The organism is Vibrio sp. Isolate32, assembly GCF_022397955.1.
GTDB lineage: Bacteria > Pseudomonadota > Gammaproteobacteria > Enterobacterales > Vibrionaceae > Vibrio.
On record NZ_JAKEUQ010000033.1, the window covers coordinates 1 to 17,119 of the forward strand.

Consider the following 17,119-nt stretch of genomic DNA (forward strand, 5'->3'; position numbering starts at 1 on the left):
CCGCCCGCATTCATGACACTTAATTCTTCGTGTTTGAACCGAGAGCTCAACAGGAACACCGAGCAACATGGCCTCTTTTACATGACGCCATTGATACTCATGGATAGCCTCGGCCTCAAGACCACAAGGGCATTTCGCCTCAGAGTTAGGTTTAAGAGTCAGGGTAATAAGTGATGCTGTCTGGTGAGACTTTACTATTTTAAAGCCTTCCCAGAATGAAGATAGGAAAGTATGATTCGGCATGGAAACGGTARTTTGTGTATGATTTTTGTTTGGCGACTAAACCATATCACTTACTACCGTTTTTTTTTGTTTTTAGTTCCCGCTAATCCGCGATGAACCAAAAAAAACCGAGCACAATAGCTCGGTTTTTTGTCTCAACGTCTTAGAGAAGTGAAAGATTACTCTGTGTCTTGCTCGCTATCAGAAGCGTCTGATGCTTGCTCTTCACTTGACTCAGAAGCCACTGGTGCTTCAGCGTTTGCTACTTCAGCTTCGCCTTCAACCACCTCTGCTTCTTCTACTTCGTCGATACGTTGTAGACCTACAACATTCTCGTCGTCAGAAGTACGAATCAGTGTTACACCTTGAGTGTTACGACCAACTTGGCTCACTTCCGCAACGCGAGTACGTACTAGCGTACCTGCGTCGGTGATCATCATCATTTCATCGCCTTCTTCAACTTGAACTGCACCAACAACTGGGCCGTTACGTTCAGAGACTTTGATAGATACTACACCTTGCGTTGCACGGCCTTTCGTTGGGTATTCTGCTAGCTCAGTACGCTTACCGTAACCATTTTGAGTCACAGTTAGGATATCGCCTTCGTTAGAAGGAACAATCAGTGATACCACTTGATCGTATTCTGGCAGCCTCATACCACGAACACCAGAGGCAGTACGGCCCATTGCACGTACTTTGTCCTCATTAAAGCGAACAACTTTGCCCGATTTAGAGAACAGCATGATGTCGCTATCACCGTTAGTGATGTCAACGCCAATCAATGAATCATCTTCACGTAGGTTAACCGCGATTAGACCGTTAGCACGTACGTTTGCGAATTGATCCAGAGATGTCTTCTTAACAGTACCGTCACCGGTTGCCATAAAGATGAACTTGTCGTTAGAGAACTCAGAAACAGGCAGAATAGCCGTAATACGCTCACCTTCTTCTAGAGGAAGAATGTTAACGATAGGCTTACCACGAGCAGTACGACTTGCTAATGGTAGTTGGTAAACTTTCAAACGGTATGTCTTACCACGCGTAGAGAAACATAGGATGTTATCATGAGTATTAGCAACAAGCAGACGCTCAATGTAATCCTCATCTTTCATCTTAGTTGCACTCTTACCTTTACCACCACGGCGCTGAGCTTCGTAGTCGCTTAGGATTTGGTACTTAACGTAACCTGCGTTAGAAAGCGTTACTACAACGTCTTCTTGAGCTATCAGCTCTTCCATGTCGATATCATGAACTGCAGCTGTAATTTCTGTACGACGCTCGTCGCCATAGATCTCACGTACCGCTTCAAGCTCTTCACGGATAACTTCCATCAAACGCTCAGTGCTTGCAAGAATGTGCATTAGCTCAGCGATTTCTTCTAGAAGTGCTTTGTACTCGTCTAGAATTTTCTCGTGCTCAAGGCCAGTTAGGCGGTGAAGACGAAGTTCTAGAATAGCTTGTGCTTGTGTTTCCGTTAGGAAGTATTGGCCATCGCGGATGCCGTATTGGTCTTCCAACCAATCAGGACGAGCCGCATCAGTACCTGCACGCTCAAGCATTGAAGCAACGTTACCAAGATCCCAACCACGAGACACTAAACCAACTTTAGCTTCAGCTGGTGTTGGCGCGCTCTTGATCAGTTCAATGATTTCATCAATGTTAGCAAGTGCTAGAGACAGTGCTTCAAGGATGTGTGCACGGTCGCGCGCTTTCTTCAGTTCGAAGATAGTACGACGAGTCACAACTTCGCGACGGTGGTCTACGAAGCACTTAAGCATGTCTTTGATGTTGAACAACTGTGGTTGACCGTTGTTCAACGCAACCATGTTGATACCGAAAGTCGTTTGCAGTTGAGTTTGAGCGTATAGGTTGTTAAGAACCACTTCGCCTACTGCATCACGCTTACATTCAATAACAATACGCATACCGTCTTTATCTGACTCGTCACGTAGTGCACTAATGCCTTCTACTTTCTTATCTTTAACCAGTTCAGCAATCTTCTCGATCAAACGAGCTTTGTTTACTTGGTAAGGGATCTCAGTAACGATAATGGTTTCTTTACCATTCTTCTCTACTTCGATATTCGCTTTTGAACGCATGTAAACCTTACCGCGGCCAGTCTTGTATGCATCTACGATGCCTTTACGACCACTGATAAGTGCTGCTGTTGGGAAGTCAGGACCAGGGATATAGTCCATTAGCTCATCAATAGTAATATCTTCATTATTGATAAATGCTAAACAGCCATCAACAACTTCACCAAGGTTATGTGGTGGGATGTTGGTAGCCATACCTACTGCGATACCAGAAGCACCGTTTACCAATAGGTTAGGAATTTTTGTAGGAAGTACTGCTGGAATTTGTTCTGTACCATCATAGTTCGGTACGTAATCCACAGTTTCCTTATCAAGGTCAGCCAGGAGCTCGTGAGCAATTTTCGCCATACGAACTTCGGTATAACGCATTGCAGCCGCGGAGTCGCCATCGATAGAACCAAAGTTACCTTGGCCATCAACTAGCATGTAACGCAGTGAGAACGGTTGAGCCATACGAACAATTGTATCGTATACAGCACTATCACCATGCGGGTGGTATTTACCGATTACATCACCTACTACACGAGCAGACTTTTTATATGGTTTGTTCCAATCATTACCTAGTACATTCATCGCGAACAAAACGCGGCGGTGTACTGGTTTTAGGCCATCACGCACATCTGGAAGGGCACGACCAACGATGACGGACATCGCGTAGTCTAGGTATGAACCTCTAAGCTCATCTTCAATATTTACGGGCGTGATCTCTTTCGCTAGATCGCTCATAGAGCCATTTTCCCTCTATAGTCAGATCGTATTTTTGAATACGTATAAGACCGAAAAATATAACACAAATTTACCTACGGAGGCATCACTTTCCCACTCCTTTTACCATCTTGTGACCCTTGTAGCCAATCAATTGATGAGAAATTGCACCTCCGCATCATATCTTGCTGAAACATGGTCACTTTACATCCAATAAACTAGCAAAATTGTAGATCTTCTGGTCAGCGCGAAAAGGCAAGTTATAATGCCTGCAATTTCATGGATGCATTATTTAACTTGGAAATGCCGATTATGACTAAATCACAGAACGTAGACCCCGCAGAAATCAAGAAATTCGAAGACATGGCGTCACGCTGGTGGGATCTAGAAGGCGAATTTAAGCCGCTACATCAAATCAACCCACTGCGCCTAAATTACGTATTAGAGAAGGCTGAAGGCCTATTTGGCAAGAAAGTCCTCGATGTTGGCTGCGGCGGCGGCATTCTAGCGGAAAGCATGGCGGTTGAAGGTGCGATAGTGACTGGCCTAGATATGGGTAAAGAGCCGCTAGAAGTAGCACGCCTTCACGCATTGGAAACAGGCACCAAGCTCGATTACATCCAGAGTACGATAGAAGACCATGCAGAGCAAAATTCACAGACTTACGATGTGGTGACATGTATGGAAATGCTGGAGCACGTTCCAGACCCACAATCTGTGATTACCGCGTGTTCAAAATTGGTAAAACCAGGTGGACACGTGTTCTTCTCTACGTTAAACCGCAATTTCAAATCTTACTTATTCGCTATTGTTGGCGCAGAGAAACTACTGAGAATTGTTCCTGAAGGCACACACGAGCACGACAAGTTCATTCGCCCAGCTGAACTTATCAAGATGATAGACAACACCCCACTTCAAGAATTAGGCATCACTGGTCTGCACTATAATCCGTTAACAGACAGTTACCGTTTAGGGCAAAACGTTGATGTTAACTACATAGTTCACACTAAAAATTTCGCTTAGAGAATATCAGTAAATCAACCGCAAAATTTTTTAAAAAAAAAGACTAATAAAAAGAGTTGCAACTACCATAAGTTTGCGACTTTTTTCAGTCTAAATTTAGTGCGCCAGCTTCCATTTTGACCACCTAGATTTAAATTTAATCGCCCAAAATCCATCGCCCATTTTGCTCAAAGATCAAGGGATTTTTTTTATTGGCGAGCAAAAATACAGCGTCATTAAAAGCAGACTTTTGTACAATCAAGTAACATCTAACCTCATCAGTTAGCGGTCACTTACAGTTTTTTTTCAATCCACCACTTATCCACAAGCAACCCAATTTCTTTACCTTGAAAAATATCAGTTGTAGCACTATCTTGTAACCCAACAAACAAATGACCCCTATATGTTGTGTTTCAACTACAATGTATGGGTAGACCAAGTTCACAAGGCTGCAACGTAATTTACAAAAGAGACACAAAAACGGCCTTGTTCAGTTTTGTTAGGGAAATTAAGCAGAATGAACCAACAACTTACTGTTACTAAGCGTAACGGGCGCAAAGAAACGATCGATTTAGAAAAGATCCATCGCGTGATCACATGGGCAGCTGAAGGCTTGCAAAATGTTTCTGTATCGCAAGTAGAATTGAAAGCTCACATTCAGTTTTACGATGGCATTACCACGACTGATATCCATGAGACCATCATTAAGTCAGCAGCGGATCTAATCTCTGAAGAGACTCCAGATTATCAATATCTTGCAGCACGCCTTGCAGTATTCCACCTACGTAAAAAAGCGTACGGCGAATACGAGCCGCCAGCACTGTATGACCACGTTGCAAAACTGGTTGATATGGGTAAATACGATAGCCACCTTATGGAAGACTACACGAAAGCTGAATTCGAAGAGCTTGACGAGTACATCGACCACAAACGTGACTTAGACTTCTCTTACGCAGCGGTTAAACAGCTTGAAGGTAAATACTTCGTGCAAAACCGTGTAACAAAAGAAATCTACGAGAGTGCTCAGTTCCTTTACATTTTAGTTGCTGCGTGTCTATTCGCTAAATACCCGAAATCGACTCGTCTTGACTACATCAAACGTTTTTACGACGCATCGTCTACGTTTAAAATTTCTCTACCTACACCGATCATGTCTGGTGTACGTACGCCTACTCGTCAATTCAGTTCTTGTGTACTGATCGAGTGTGGTGACAGCCTTGATTCAATCAACGCAACAGCAAGCTCAATTGTTCGTTACGTATCTCAACGTGCTGGTATTGGTATCAACGCAGGCCGTATCCGTGCACTTGGTTCTGAAATCCGTAATGGTGAAGCATTCCACACTGGCTGTATCCCTTTCTACAAATACTTCCAAACAGCGGTAAAATGTTGTTCTCAAGGTGGTGTTCGTGGTGGTGCGGCAACGGTATTCTACCCACTATGGCACGGTGAAGTTCAGTCTCTATTAGTACTGAAAAACAACCGCGGTGTTGAAGAGAACCGTGTTCGTCACATGGATTACGGCGTACAGCTGAACAAGCTTATGTACTCTCGCCTAGTTCAAGGTGGCAACATTAGCCTGTTCTCACCTTCAGACGTACCAGGCCTTTACGATGCGTTCTTCGAAAACCAAGACCGTTTTGAAGCGCTGTACGTTAAGTACGAAAACGATCCTTCAGTGAAGCGTGAAACGGTTAAAGCCGTTGAACTTTTCTCTCTGCTAATGCAAGAGCGTGCTTCTACTGGTCGTATCTACATTCAGAACGTTGACCACTGTAATACACACAGCCCGTTTGATTCTGAAGTAGCACCTGTTCGTCAATCAAACCTATGTCTAGAAATCGCGCTTCCTACTAAGCCACTTTCTAACGTAGAAGATGACGAAGGCGAAATCGCACTATGTACACTTTCAGCGTTCAACCTTGGCGCAATCAAGGAACTAGACGACTTAGCTGAACTTTCTGAGCTGGTTGTTCGTGCTCTAGATGCGCTTCTTGATTACCAAGACTACCCGCTTCCAGCTGCATACAAGTCGACAATGAACCGTCGTACTTTAGGTGTGGGTGTAATCAACTACGCATACTACCTAGCGAAGAACGGTGTTAAGTACTCTGATGGCAGCGCGAATGGCCTGACTCACCGTACTTTTGAAGCAATTCAGTACCACTTGCTAAAAGCGTCTGTTGAACTAGCGAAAGAGCAAGGCCGTTGCCCATCTTTCCACGAGACCAACTACGCAAAAGGCCTACTGCCAATCGATACTTACAAAAAAGATATCGACTTAGTATGTGAAGAGCCACTGCACTACGATTGGGATTCTCTACGTGAAGATATCATGGAGCACGGTCTGCGTAACTCTACGCTAACAGCACTTATGCCTTCTGAGACATCGTCTCAAATCTCTAACGCGACTAACGGTATCGAACCACCACGTGGTTACGTATCAGTGAAAGCATCAAAAGACGGTATCTTGAAGCAAGTTGTTCCTGATTTCCTAAATCTTAAAGAGAACTACGAGCTGCTTTGGAACATTGGTAATAACGATGGTTACTTACACCTAGTGGGTATCATGCAAAAATTCGTTGACCAAGCTATCTCTGCAAACACTAACTATGATCCAAGTGTTTACGATAGCGGTAAAGTACCAATGAAGAAGCTGCTTCAAGACCTACTGACTGCATACAAGTACGGTGTTAAGACGCTTTACTACCATAACACTCGTGATGGTGCTAAAGACGACCAAGGCGACGCAGTAACAGTGCCGGAAGAAGATTGTGAAGGCGGCGGTTGTAAGATCTAAACCGCAGTAAAATATTAAGACCCCAGAGAAGTTATCTTCTCTGGGTTTAAAGCATTAACAGGGTTCGTTTTACAACGAGTCTTTAAAGGATTTGAGGCATTTATGGCTTACAGTACTTTTTCTCAGAATAAAAATGACCAACTAAAAGAACCAATGTTCTTGGGTCAGTCAGTTAACGTTGCACGTTACGACCAACAAAAATTCGAAATCTTCGAAAAGCTTATCGAGAAGCAGCTTTCTTTCTTCTGGCGCCCAGAAGAAGTAGATGTGTCAAGCGATCGTATCGACTACAACAAGCTTCCTGAGCATGAAAAGCACATCTTCATCTCTAACTTGAAGTACCAAACGCTTCTAGATTCTATCCAAGGTCGCAGCCCTAACGTTGCCCTACTTCCATTAGTATCTCTACCTGAAGTGGAAACTTGGATTGAGACTTGGTCTTTCTCGGAGACGATTCACTCTCGTTCTTACACGCACATCATCCGCAACATCGTGAATGATCCAGGCGTAGTTTTCGACGACATCGTTGAAAATGAAGAGATTCTAAAGCGTGCTAAAGACATCGCGTTTTACTACGATGACTTAATCAAGCTAACGGCTGATTACCACCGTTACGGCGAAGGCAATCACAGCATCAACGGCGAAGACGTTAAGATTTCACTTCACGACCTGAAGAAGAAACTTTACTTATGTCTAATGTCTGTAAACGCACTAGAAGCAATTCGTTTCTACGTAAGTTTCGCATGTTCATTTGCATTCGCTGAACGTGAGCTAATGGAAGGTAATGCGAAGATCATTAAGCTTATCGCGCGTGATGAAGCACTTCACCTTACTGGTACACAGCACATGATCAACTTGCTACGTAATGGCCAAGATGATTTCGCATTCATGCAGATCGCAGAAGAGTGCAAGCAGGAATGTTTCGACCTATTCAAAGAAGCAGCAGAGCAAGAAAAAGAGTGGGCAGAATACCTATTCAAAGATGGCTCTATGATTGGCCTGAACAAAGACATTCTTTGCCAATATGTTGAGTACATTACCAACATTCGTATGCAAGCTGTTGGTCTAGGGACCGCTTACCCAGAAGCAACATCGAACCCAATTCCATGGATCAACGCTTGGTTGTCTTCAGATAACGTTCAAGTTGCTCCACAAGAAGCAGAAATCAGTTCTTACCTAGTTGGCCAAATCGACAACGAAGTAAAAGCGGACGACTTTGAAGGATTTGAGCTGTAATGCCAACAATCAAAATCAACAAGCTGACTTCAATTGAATCTAATCCTTCAAACACTCTGTTGGAAACAATGGAACAAGCGGGATTAGAGCCAGAGTACAACTGCCGTGATGGCCACTGTGGCGCTTGCCGCTGCACGTTGGATTCTGGTGAAGTCGAATACGTTGGTTTTGCTATGGCTTACACGCAAGGCAATGAAATATTGCCTTGTATCTGTAAAGCAAAGACTGAGCTATCGCTGAGTAACGTTATTCATAGAAGCAAGCAAAAACGCGCATAAGCCAACTGGCTTTAGGTCATCTTGTTCGAATATCGTCAATAAGAATTAAAAAGGGTCCGCTTCCTCTAGGAATGCGGACCCTTTTCTATTTATGTCTTTGGGCCTCTGAGGCGACTCACCTACTACTCAACCAAAACCTTTCTATTGGTTTTACCCTAAACAAAGCCGAACATTTATTGCTGAGTCAGGTTAAGGGTCACTGAGCCAATATAACAAGCGCTTCGGCACTCTCCACAGCCGTTACAATTGTCTTTGTCTACCGTAGGTAACTCTCCTACTTCGATGTGTATCGCCCCTACTGAACACGCAGCTTGGCATGCTGAGCAATCCATTTGCATGTAATTATTACAGCTATCCGCAAAGCTAGGCTTCAAGTCAATATAAGGTGTGACCGTTGGGTGAAGCGCGCCAGTCGGACACATTTCAGTACATTTGTTACACATAGAACAACTGTTGTAATCCAAATTCAGCAGCGCACTGCCCTCTAGCATCTCAATAACGCTATTCGGACACGCTTGCTCACACAACCCACAACCGTCGCAAAGACGCTCAAACAGCACCTCATCGACCGCTCTTGGCGGCCTTGCATGCAAGCGCTGTGATATCTCTTCATAATTCGCGGCTGCTTTAACCGGTTTAGAAAGTCGAGTTAAGAAACCGCGTCTATTTGAATTTATTTGTTCAGACATTAGTCGATATATAACTTTTTAGTAGCAACGTTTAAATTATATTCAGATGTTAGAAATTCAAGCCAACCTATAACATCGCTAGATAATTTCTTATAAAAAGATAACTCTGCTGTTTTATTTAATCTTTCTAAATAAACAGAAGACCAAGTTAATAAGTGACACTCAAGTAATTCACGAGATGAATTAATGTTATTGTTTTCTAACAAGTACGCATGGGCAAATAGCATTAAACCAAATTGATCTTCCGGCTCTCTTAATCCAGTGTCTAACTCAATTTGATTCAATTCTAAGAATTGGCGATATTCCACAGTCGATGCACCGAATACAACGCGGTCTTTGTCTAGGTATACTGATCCCCAAGGTGGAGCTGGCATGTCTCCAACGCCTTCAAACAAGCGGCTAAACTCCGCAGAAAGGGCGCCTTCAGGCTCACTTCTCAAAGCCAGCAGACATTCTTCTGAGAGAACTTCACTCTCAACCAAGGCTTCGACAATGGTGATTAACTGCTCTTTACTTATCGCTTGATAGAATAGCGAGCCCAACAGTTTGTGCGTATCGATAATCATTATTATTTATACCGTAATAGGTTTTAAAGATAATTATATTAATTAAACCATTCCATTCTTTGATCTAATTTATACATTTAATTCATAAGATTTAAATTCCATACTTATTTGATACCTATCAATCAATATTTAAATATTAAAAGACAAAAACAAAACTACCTATAAAGTGCTATACATCAATAACAATAGGCATCTTAGAATGACGAATAAGAAAGAATCTGGGGTAATGAACCTTACTCGAAGAGGCTTCATGAAAGCTTCTTCTGCGGTAGGTAGTGCAGCCGCACTCGCGGGCGGTATCGCTTTACCTTTCAAATCCAAACCAGTAGCGGCTGCAGTTGCTGAGAATGTGGATGAGAAAATCGTATGGAGTGCATGTACTGTAAACTGTGGCTCTCGCTGCCCTTTACGTATGCATGTACAAAACGGTGAAATTAAATACGTAGAAACAGACAACACAGGTACTGACGAATATGGTCATCACCAAGTTCGTGCGTGTCTACGTGGTCGCTCTATGCGCCGCCGTGTTTACAACCCAGATCGCCTGAAATACCCAATGAAACGTGTTGGTAAACGTGGTGAAGGCAAATTTAAACGCATTAGCTGGGAAGAGGCTTATGATGAAGTCGCTGGTACTATGCAACGCCTTATCAAAGACTACGGCAACGACACTATCTACCTAAACTATGGTACAGGCACACTTGGCGGTACGGTTACTAAATCTTGGCCACCAGCACAAACGCTAATTGCTCGTCTAATGAACCTAAGTGGTGGTTACCTAAACCATTACGGTGACTACTCAACAGCGCAAATCGCGAAAGGCTTGAGCTACACCTACGGTGGTTGGGCGAACAACAACTCTTTCTCTGACCTAGAGAACACAAAGCTTAATATCCAATTTGGTAACAACCCTGCTGAGACTCGTATGTCTGGCGGCGGTCTGATCCACCACTATGTAGAAAGCAAAAACAAATCGAACGCAAGAACGATCATCATCGACCCTCGCTACACCGATACTGCAGGTGGTCGTGAAGATCAATGGATTCCAATTCGTCCTTCTACGGATGCTGCATTGGTAGCAGGTCTTGCACACGTGATGATCACTGAAGACCTTGTCGACCAACCGTTCCTAGACAAATACTGCGTAGGTTACGACGAGAAGACTCTGCCTGCATCAGCGCCTAAAAACAGCGACTACAAATCTTACATCTTAGGTTTAGGTGAAGATGGCGTAGAGAAGACACCTGAGTGGGCCTCTAAGATCACAGGTATTCCAGTTGATACTATCGTTAAGCTTGGCCGTGAAATGGGCACAGCAAAACCATGTGCAATCCACCAAGGTTGGGGCCTACAACGTACTGCGAACGGTGAACTAGCTTGTCGTGCAATCGCGATGCTGTCGCTACTCACTGGTTCTGTGGGTGTATCAGGCGGTTCAACAGGTGCTCGTGAAAGCGACATCAATATTCCGTTTGTTCGCTTCCCTACTGTGCCAAACCCAGTTGAAACGTCTATTTCAATGTTCATGTGGACAGACGCGATCTACCGTCACCATGAAATGACCGACATCACTGACGGTGTTCGCGGTGCAGAGCGCCTTAAGAACCCAATCAAGATGATCTGGAACTACGCAGGTAACTGCATAATCAACCAGCACTCAGACATCAACAAAACTCACGCGATTCTTCAAGATGAAAGTGCGTGTGAAATGATTGTCGTGGTTGATAACCATATGACTTCTTCAGCGAAATACGCCGATATCATCCTGCCAGACTTAACAACGTCTGAGCAAGACGACTGGTGTATGGATGGTAAAGCATCGAACATGCCTTACTTCATCTACGCGCAGAAAGCGATTGAGCCTCAGTTTGAAGCAAAATCTATCTACGAGATGTGTACTCAGCTTGCTAAGCGCATGGGCGTAGAAAAAGAGTTCACTGAAGGCCGTACTCAAGAGCAATGGATTGAGCACCTTTACGCGGAAACTCGTAAGAACGATCCAACACTGCCAACCTTCGAAGAGATGAAAGAGCTGGGTATCTACAAGCGTAGCTACGACCACCACTACATCGCTTACGAAGATTTCCGTAAAGACCCTGAAGCGAATCCGCTGACTACACCAAGTGGCAAGATCGAGATCTACTCAGAGCAACTGGCTGATATCGCGAAAACTTGGAAGCTGAAAGAAGACGAAGTGATTCACCCACTTCCGATTTACGCGGACTCTTTTGAAGGTCATAACGATCCACTAGCAGAGAAGTACCCACTTCAGCTAACGGGTTTCCACTATAAGGCTCGTACGCACTCAACTTACGGCAACGTTGCAGAGATCAAAGCTGCGGCACCGCAAGAGTTGTGGATAAACCCAATCGATGCGAAAGAACGTGGTATTGAAAGCGGCGACATGGTGAGTATTTTCAACGACCGTGGCGAAGTACATATTCCAGCGAAAGTGACACCAAGGATTCTTCCTCGAGTTGTCGCACTAGGCGAAGGTGCATGGTACGCACCCGATGGTCAGAAGATCGACCATGCAGGCTCTATCAACGTGCTGACCACTCAGCGCCCGAGCCCACTTGCTAAGGGTAACCCTCAGCATACAAACCTAGTTCAAATCAAAGCGCTTAAGAAAGCATAAGGTAGGTTGGAATGAAACAATACGGCTTTTACATTGATTCAAGTAAATGCACGGGTTGTAAAACCTGTCAGCTTGCTTGTAAAGATTATAACGATCTAGACATCAAAACGAACTACCGTCGCGTATACGAATACGCAGGTGGTGGCTTCACTCAAGATGGCGATACCTGGGTTCAGAAAGATGTTTTTTCTTACTACCTGTCTATCGCTTGTAATCACTGTACTAACCCTGCGTGTGTGAAAGTGTGTCCTTCGGGCGCAATGCACAAACGTGATGAAGACGGCTTGGTTGTGGTTGATGAAAGTGTGTGTATCGGCTGTCAGCACTGTAGCAATGCGTGCCCTTACGGCGCACCACAATACAATGCTAAGAAAGGTCACATGACCAAATGCGATGGCTGCTACCAACGTGTTTCTGAAGGCAAACAACCTATCTGTGTTGAGTCTTGCCCACTTCGTGCATTGGAGTTTGGCGAAATCAATACACTTCGCGAGAAGTACGGTTCTGGTGCAGATGTGGCGCCACTGCCATCTTCAACCGAAACACTGCCAAACATCGTGATCAAGCTGAACAAAAACGCGAAGCCAACTGGCGATACCAGTGGTCACCTAGCAAACCCTAAGGAGGTGTAAGATGATTTTTCATGAGTGGTCTTTGATCTTCTTTACGGTATTAGCTCAAACGGCTGTCGGTGGCTACCTGCTTATTGGCGCACGTGCACTGGTACTTAGTCATGACGAAGAGAAACTAAACAGCTACAAAGTTCCAATGTTCATTCTATGGGCACTGATGGGGCTTGGCTTCATGTTCTCGACAACACACCTTGGCTCTCCACTACGCGCGTTTAACGCTTTTAACCAACTAGGCTCAGCTTGGCTGTCTAACGAAGTATTTTTCGGTGCGGCATTCTTCGCAGTAGGTGGTCTTCAATGGTTACTGTCTGTGGTTAAGAAAGGTGGTATGGCTATCCAGAAAGCACTGATGGTTGGCGCTATGGTGCTGGGTGTCATCTTCATGTACGCGATGATCAACGTATACATGATCAACACCGTACCTACATGGGACAACATCTACACCCCACTGAGCTTCGTCATGACGATGGTTGTGGGTGGCTTGCTGCTGTCTCAGTTCGTGATTGTATTTGCTAACGACAGTCGCTTTACGGTTGACCGTAACATCACCATGCTGGCTGTAATTGCGGTTGCGATCAGTTTGCTTGTGACAGTCGGTAAACTGAACCTAATTGGTGACATCCAAACGTCAGTAGCAAAAGCTTCAGAGTTGGTTGATGGTTTAGGCAGCTATGTGATTCTTCAAGTTGCATTGCTAATGGCAAGCTTATTGATTTGGATTCTACCTATGCTCAACAAAGCAAAAGTGAATCCAGTAAATCTAGGCCTAGCATTGGTACTGTTCTTAGCGTCAGAGTTAATCGGCCGTGGTTTGTTCTACAGCCTACATATGACAAGCGGTTTGTAATCACAGACTCGTTATTTGGTTATCTAGAAGGCTAGATAAACTAAAGGCCCAACACCTATTTAGATGTTGGGCCTTTTTATTTGCTCGGTCTTAACCTTAGTTCAAGAGGTCTTGGCTCAAGAGAACTTGGTTAGCGACAAAAGCGACTTACTTGATGATCGCTGAAGGGATAAACATATCCTTCACGTGTTTTACTGACGAGTAATCACCAAACATAGGTTTATTGTCTAGATGTCTTCTTAGCATGTCTGCAGCGACCGTTTTAATGATGGTGCGTGCATCTTCGCGCTTGTATTGGCGGTAAAACTCCAGCACTTGTCCCCACTCACCCGCTTCGCTCGATAAAGCAACACTAAAGGTATTGCCCTCTAACTTACCCGTGACTAAGGCCAACTCGGTGCCGCACTTTTCTCTTGTCGCGCCAGCCAGAGCAAACGTTGCGGCTAGTGGGTCGTTCTTTTCAAGCTCGCTCTCTTTTGGCTCCGCCATTACCCAAGAGTGACCAAAGCAATCTTCAACTTGTTCATTCGATTGTAGCCAAGCCGAAAGGGCACCTTTGGTAGATACTTCCGATACCGACAAGGTTTTCTTTCTTTCCGCCATAATATGACCGATATGGTCGATCATAGGCTCATCAACACTGACAACGTTACTCTCCAACAGCTTGTACACCATTTGTAGTAGCTTAACGCGAGTTTCTAAATCCGACTTAGGCCCAAACAGTTTCACTTCAATAAACGGCAGGTAAGAGCGGTAGCCCAGTTCATAACCTTCCGGCAGTTTCAATTGGTCTAACACGTCAGAAATACCAGACTCGGATAAACCAAAGGTAAACAAACGGCTGCATTCGGATGCGACAACTTGAGGATAAGTGCGAGCAAGGTCAGGGATGATTTCAAAGCTCACCATGCGCTTAAACTCACTCGGTACGCCCGGCGTGAAGTAGAAAGTCGCATCGTTAATCTTCAGCTTAAAGCCACATGCCGTGCCGACCGGGTTATCGACAATTTCCGAGCTCGCTGGCAGCAAAGCTTGCTTTAGGTTGCTGTCTGGCATCGGCATGCCACGTCCAGAAAACATCTCTTCCATATGTTTTAGCCATTCAGGAAACATGACTAGTTTCTGCTCTGACGCCGCCGCTGCAGCCGCCGCGCTCATATCATCGGTAGTCGGGCCTAATCCACCATTCACGATAACCACATCGTAGTTAAAGCTCAGCATCAACAACTCTTCGACTAAGGCATTCATTTGGTCACCAACCGTGGAGCGTTTAGCTAAAGCAAAACCATGTTGGTAAAACTCAGCTGACATCCAAGCCGCGTTCGTGTCTACAATGTCTCCGTGAAGAACTTCTTCACCTGTGCTTAACATTGCGATTTTCGTCATGTTTCTATCCCTTGTAGTCATAAAAAGACGCTGCATTATCTACAAACTGGTTTGAGTTTGAGTTTGAGTTATTTTGATTTTTAACAAATATTAATAATGTTAAATCTAAGGTTTTCTTAGGAAAAGCGATAAATTATTAGTTCCCTAAATCAGGCATTTAATAGATAATTGTGACCCTGATCAATTCGAATCTTTCTCATGGAGACCCTTGTGGCCAAATCACCGTTACTAGCAAAGGTTACTGCTGCATTTTCAATGCTAATGTCAGTTAACTCGGTTGCAAGCCAATACGACTTCGACCAGCCAATCAACCTTTCTTACTCGGATGAATGTGCTCAAGATTACTGTTTTAATGGCAGCTTGTACACCTACAAGCCTAGTACCAATTACGCCCTGAGCGAATCGAATAATGAGTATGACTTCTCAATCCAACAGCCAAAGCATCTTTTGGTGAGTGAAGAGAAAGATTGGGATTACTTAATGGGCCAAACCTACACCATTCTTGGCTTAAGTGTAGCGACAGTGGGTTTAATGACCTTCTTACCAGAAAGTATCACCAAGTGGGACGATGACCAACGCGACCTAAGTAAATTAGGTCAAAAGTGGAAAGATAATGTCTCAGCAGGCCCAACGTGGGACCGTGACGAACACTTCCTAAACTACGTGATGCACCCATATTTTGGTGGTGTTTACTACACAGCTGCACGTCACGCAGGTTACAACGAGTTTGAATCTTTCATGTACTCTTGGACGATGTCGACCTTCTTCTGGGAATACGGTGTAGAAGCATTTGCTGAAGTTCCTTCATGGCAAGACCTTTTCATCACACCTTTCTTCGGTGCGGTTGTGGGTGAAATAATGCTAGAAACCGAGCAAGACATCATTGCCTCAGGTGGTGAAGTGATGGGTTCTCAAACCATGGGTGACGTTTCTCTATTTTTCCTTAACCCTGTTGGTCATATCCACTACTGGGTTAGCGATGCATGGGGTGGTGACGCAGAAGTTAACCTGAACACTAACCCTTGGTGGGGTAACCAAGATGCCGCTAAATTCGCTTACGATGCTGGCGCACCATACGATTCTCAGTTTGTTGGTATGAACCTCAAAGTAACGTTCTAATTCAGGTACTTTATTACTTTCGATAAAAACAAAACTATTCTAACTAACGGCTTTAGGGCCGCTTTTTGTGCCATACTCTTCATTCTCCGTTTTTGTCTCGAAACTTAGTTTCAAAAATTGACCCAGGTCAAACATTGTTCGATGTAAACTCCTACACTGGAATTAAAGAACTTTATCGCGTGATATCAGACATTTAATTAGCAACGAATCATTGAAACTTTGGGGGCTAATATGAACAGTACATTTATCGTAAACTTTATCGGAAAAGCATCACCAGCAACAATCAAACAACTTGCTGCGGTGACTCACGAAAACGACGGGAAATGGCTCATCAGTAAAGTGAACTTTATTGAAGACCAAGTCGCAGGCGTACTCAAGGTTCAACTTCCAGCCATCAACGAATCAATTGTTAAAAAGGCTTTCAGCGCCAATCCGGATCTCATCGTGCAGTTTGTCGATTCAGATCATACGCACAATGTCCAAGACACAATCCATCACCTAAGACTCGATTCTAACGACCGAGCAGGTATCGTCAATGAAGTGACACATGTATTAGATAGACAAGGGATCAGCATTCTCGATATGGATTGCCACCGAGTCTTTATCGCTGGAGGTGGTGGTGTTAGTTCAAGCTTATTCACTTCAAAAATCGCCGTTAAGCTACCAATCGAAGTTCAAATTGATGACGTTATCAATGAACTAGAAACTCTCAGTGAAGATACTCGAGTGATGTTTGAGAGCTAATTGAACTAACCTCCTAACGATACCCTATCGTTGGGAGGACACTCCCCATCTTTCTTACATAGCTTACAAAAAAAATGTATAAAACCTAAAAAATACATAAGCAAAATATATGAAACCAAGCATTCGTATCATATTTTTGTTACCATAGATTATCTTTTA

At 44.1% G+C, this 17,119-nt stretch carries 14 protein-coding genes; 9 read left to right on the forward strand and 5 right to left on the reverse strand.

Features of this window, described 5'->3' with window-relative positions:
- Together L1D11_RS19325 and gyrA are read right to left on the reverse strand one after the other, a co-directional pair.
- Positions 1 to 243, reverse strand: a 243-nt coding sequence (locus L1D11_RS19325) for a transposase family protein (RefSeq protein WP_345779311.1), incomplete at its 3' end; no start/stop codon positions are given.
- 158 nt (positions 244 to 401) lie between these two features.
- Positions 402 to 3,044 carry a DNA topoisomerase (ATP-hydrolyzing) subunit A gene (gene gyrA / locus L1D11_RS19330; protein ID WP_239834366.1) on the reverse strand — a complete coding sequence of 881 codons (2,643 nt, stop codon included), beginning with the start codon at positions 3,042 to 3,044 and terminating at the stop codon, positions 402 to 404.
- A gap of 258 nt (positions 3,045 to 3,302) precedes the next feature.
- Between gyrA and ubiG the strand changes: the two genes are divergently transcribed.
- The 4 genes from ubiG to yfaE all read left to right on the forward strand — a co-directional run bounded on the left by ubiG (position 3,303) and on the right by yfaE (position 8,339).
- The gene (gene ubiG, locus L1D11_RS19335; RefSeq protein ID WP_239834367.1) at positions 3,303 to 4,046 is read left to right on the forward strand and encodes a bifunctional 2-polyprenyl-6-hydroxyphenol methylase/3-demethylubiquinol 3-O-methyltransferase UbiG; all 744 of its coding nucleotides are present in this window, start codon (positions 3,303 to 3,305) and stop codon (positions 4,044 to 4,046) included.
- A gap of 496 nt (positions 4,047 to 4,542) precedes the next feature.
- Entirely contained in the window at positions 4,543 to 6,825 is a 2,283-nt protein-coding gene (gene nrdA, locus L1D11_RS19340; RefSeq protein WP_239834368.1) for a class 1a ribonucleoside-diphosphate reductase subunit alpha, read from the forward strand.
- Between the two features lie 102 nt (positions 6,826 to 6,927).
- Positions 6,928 to 8,061, forward strand: coding sequence for a class Ia ribonucleoside-diphosphate reductase subunit beta (gene nrdB, locus L1D11_RS19345; protein WP_239834369.1), 1,134 nt, complete (start codon positions 6,928 to 6,930; stop codon positions 8,059 to 8,061).
- Positions 8,061 to 8,339: a class I ribonucleotide reductase maintenance protein YfaE gene (yfaE, locus tag L1D11_RS19350; RefSeq protein WP_048659582.1), complete on the forward strand. Its 279-nt coding sequence runs from the start codon at positions 8,061 to 8,063 to the stop codon at positions 8,337 to 8,339. The genes nrdB and yfaE overlap by 1 nt, the downstream gene beginning before the upstream one ends.
- Before the next feature lie 173 nt (positions 8,340 to 8,512).
- Here the strand turns inward: yfaE and napF are convergent, their stop codons facing one another.
- Together napF and L1D11_RS19360 are read right to left on the reverse strand one after the other, a co-directional pair.
- Positions 8,513 to 9,028, reverse strand: a complete 516-nt coding sequence (gene napF, locus L1D11_RS19355; protein WP_239834370.1) for a ferredoxin-type protein NapF — start codon at positions 9,026 to 9,028, stop codon at positions 8,513 to 8,515.
- The gene (locus L1D11_RS19360) at positions 9,028 to 9,594 is read right to left on the reverse strand and encodes a molecular chaperone TorD family protein (protein ID WP_239834371.1); all 567 of its coding nucleotides are present in this window, start codon (positions 9,592 to 9,594) and stop codon (positions 9,028 to 9,030) included. The genes napF and L1D11_RS19360 overlap by 1 nt, the downstream gene beginning before the upstream one ends.
- A gap of 199 nt (positions 9,595 to 9,793) precedes the next feature.
- Between L1D11_RS19360 and L1D11_RS19365 the strand changes: the two genes are divergently transcribed.
- The 3 genes from L1D11_RS19365 to L1D11_RS19375 are packed head-to-tail and all read left to right on the forward strand — an operon-like array spanning position 9,794 to position 13,711.
- Positions 9,794 to 12,232: a DmsA/YnfE/YnfF family dimethyl sulfoxide reductase gene (locus L1D11_RS19365; RefSeq protein WP_076654837.1), complete on the forward strand. Its 2,439-nt coding sequence runs from the start codon at positions 9,794 to 9,796 to the stop codon at positions 12,230 to 12,232.
- 11 nt (positions 12,233 to 12,243) lie between these two features.
- Entirely contained in the window at positions 12,244 to 12,864 is a 621-nt protein-coding gene (locus L1D11_RS19370; RefSeq protein WP_004733360.1) for a DMSO/selenate family reductase complex B subunit, read from the forward strand.
- A 1-nt stretch (position 12,865) separates the two neighbouring features.
- On the forward strand, positions 12,866 to 13,711 hold the full coding sequence (locus L1D11_RS19375; protein WP_239862687.1) for a DmsC/YnfH family molybdoenzyme membrane anchor subunit: 846 nt from the start codon (positions 12,866 to 12,868) through the stop codon (positions 13,709 to 13,711).
- Positions 13,712 to 13,858: 147 nt separating this feature from the next.
- Here the strand turns inward: L1D11_RS19375 and L1D11_RS19380 are convergent, their stop codons facing one another.
- Positions 13,859 to 15,097 (reverse strand): CinA family nicotinamide mononucleotide deamidase-related protein, encoded by a 1,239-nt coding sequence (locus L1D11_RS19380; protein WP_239862689.1) that lies wholly within the window; start codon positions 15,095 to 15,097, stop codon positions 13,859 to 13,861.
- A 210-nt stretch (positions 15,098 to 15,307) separates the two neighbouring features.
- Between L1D11_RS19380 and L1D11_RS19385 the strand changes: the two genes are divergently transcribed.
- Together L1D11_RS19385 and L1D11_RS19390 are read left to right on the forward strand one after the other, a co-directional pair.
- A complete protein-coding gene (locus tag L1D11_RS19385) occupies positions 15,308 to 16,216 on the forward strand; it encodes a DUF3943 domain-containing protein (protein ID WP_239862690.1) in 909 nt (302 codons plus the stop codon).
- Between the two features lie 231 nt (positions 16,217 to 16,447).
- Positions 16,448 to 16,960: an ACT domain-containing protein gene (locus L1D11_RS19390; protein WP_239834607.1), complete on the forward strand. Its 513-nt coding sequence runs from the start codon at positions 16,448 to 16,450 to the stop codon at positions 16,958 to 16,960.
- Positions 16,961 to 17,119 lie beyond the last annotated feature (159 nt).

Bases quoted from the DNA above. Each gene is read 5' to 3' on its own strand.
- gyrA (WP_239834366.1), bottom strand. From the start codon at position 3,044: ATGAGCGATCTAGCGAAAGAGATCACGCCCGTAAATATTGAAGATGAG.
- ubiG (WP_239834367.1), top strand. From the start codon at position 3,303: ATGGATGCATTATTTAACTTGGAAATGCCGATTATGACTAAATCACAG.
- nrdA (WP_239834368.1), top strand. From the start codon at position 4,543: ATGAACCAACAACTTACTGTTACTAAGCGTAACGGGCGCAAAGAAACG.
- nrdB (WP_239834369.1), top strand. From the start codon at position 6,928: ATGGCTTACAGTACTTTTTCTCAGAATAAAAATGACCAACTAAAAGAA.
- yfaE (WP_048659582.1), top strand. From the start codon at position 8,061: ATGCCAACAATCAAAATCAACAAGCTGACTTCAATTGAATCTAATCCT.
- napF (WP_239834370.1), bottom strand. From the start codon at position 9,028: ATGTCTGAACAAATAAATTCAAATAGACGCGGTTTCTTAACTCGACTT.
- L1D11_RS19360 (WP_239834371.1), bottom strand. From the start codon at position 9,594: ATGATTATCGATACGCACAAACTGTTGGGCTCGCTATTCTATCAAGCG.
- L1D11_RS19365 (WP_076654837.1), top strand. From the start codon at position 9,794: ATGACGAATAAGAAAGAATCTGGGGTAATGAACCTTACTCGAAGAGGC.
- L1D11_RS19370 (WP_004733360.1), top strand. From the start codon at position 12,244: ATGAAACAATACGGCTTTTACATTGATTCAAGTAAATGCACGGGTTGT.
- L1D11_RS19375 (WP_239862687.1), top strand. From the start codon at position 12,866: ATGATTTTTCATGAGTGGTCTTTGATCTTCTTTACGGTATTAGCTCAA.
- L1D11_RS19380 (WP_239862689.1), bottom strand. From the start codon at position 15,097: ATGACGAAAATCGCAATGTTAAGCACAGGTGAAGAAGTTCTTCACGGA.
- L1D11_RS19390 (WP_239834607.1), top strand. From the start codon at position 16,448: ATGAACAGTACATTTATCGTAAACTTTATCGGAAAAGCATCACCAGCA.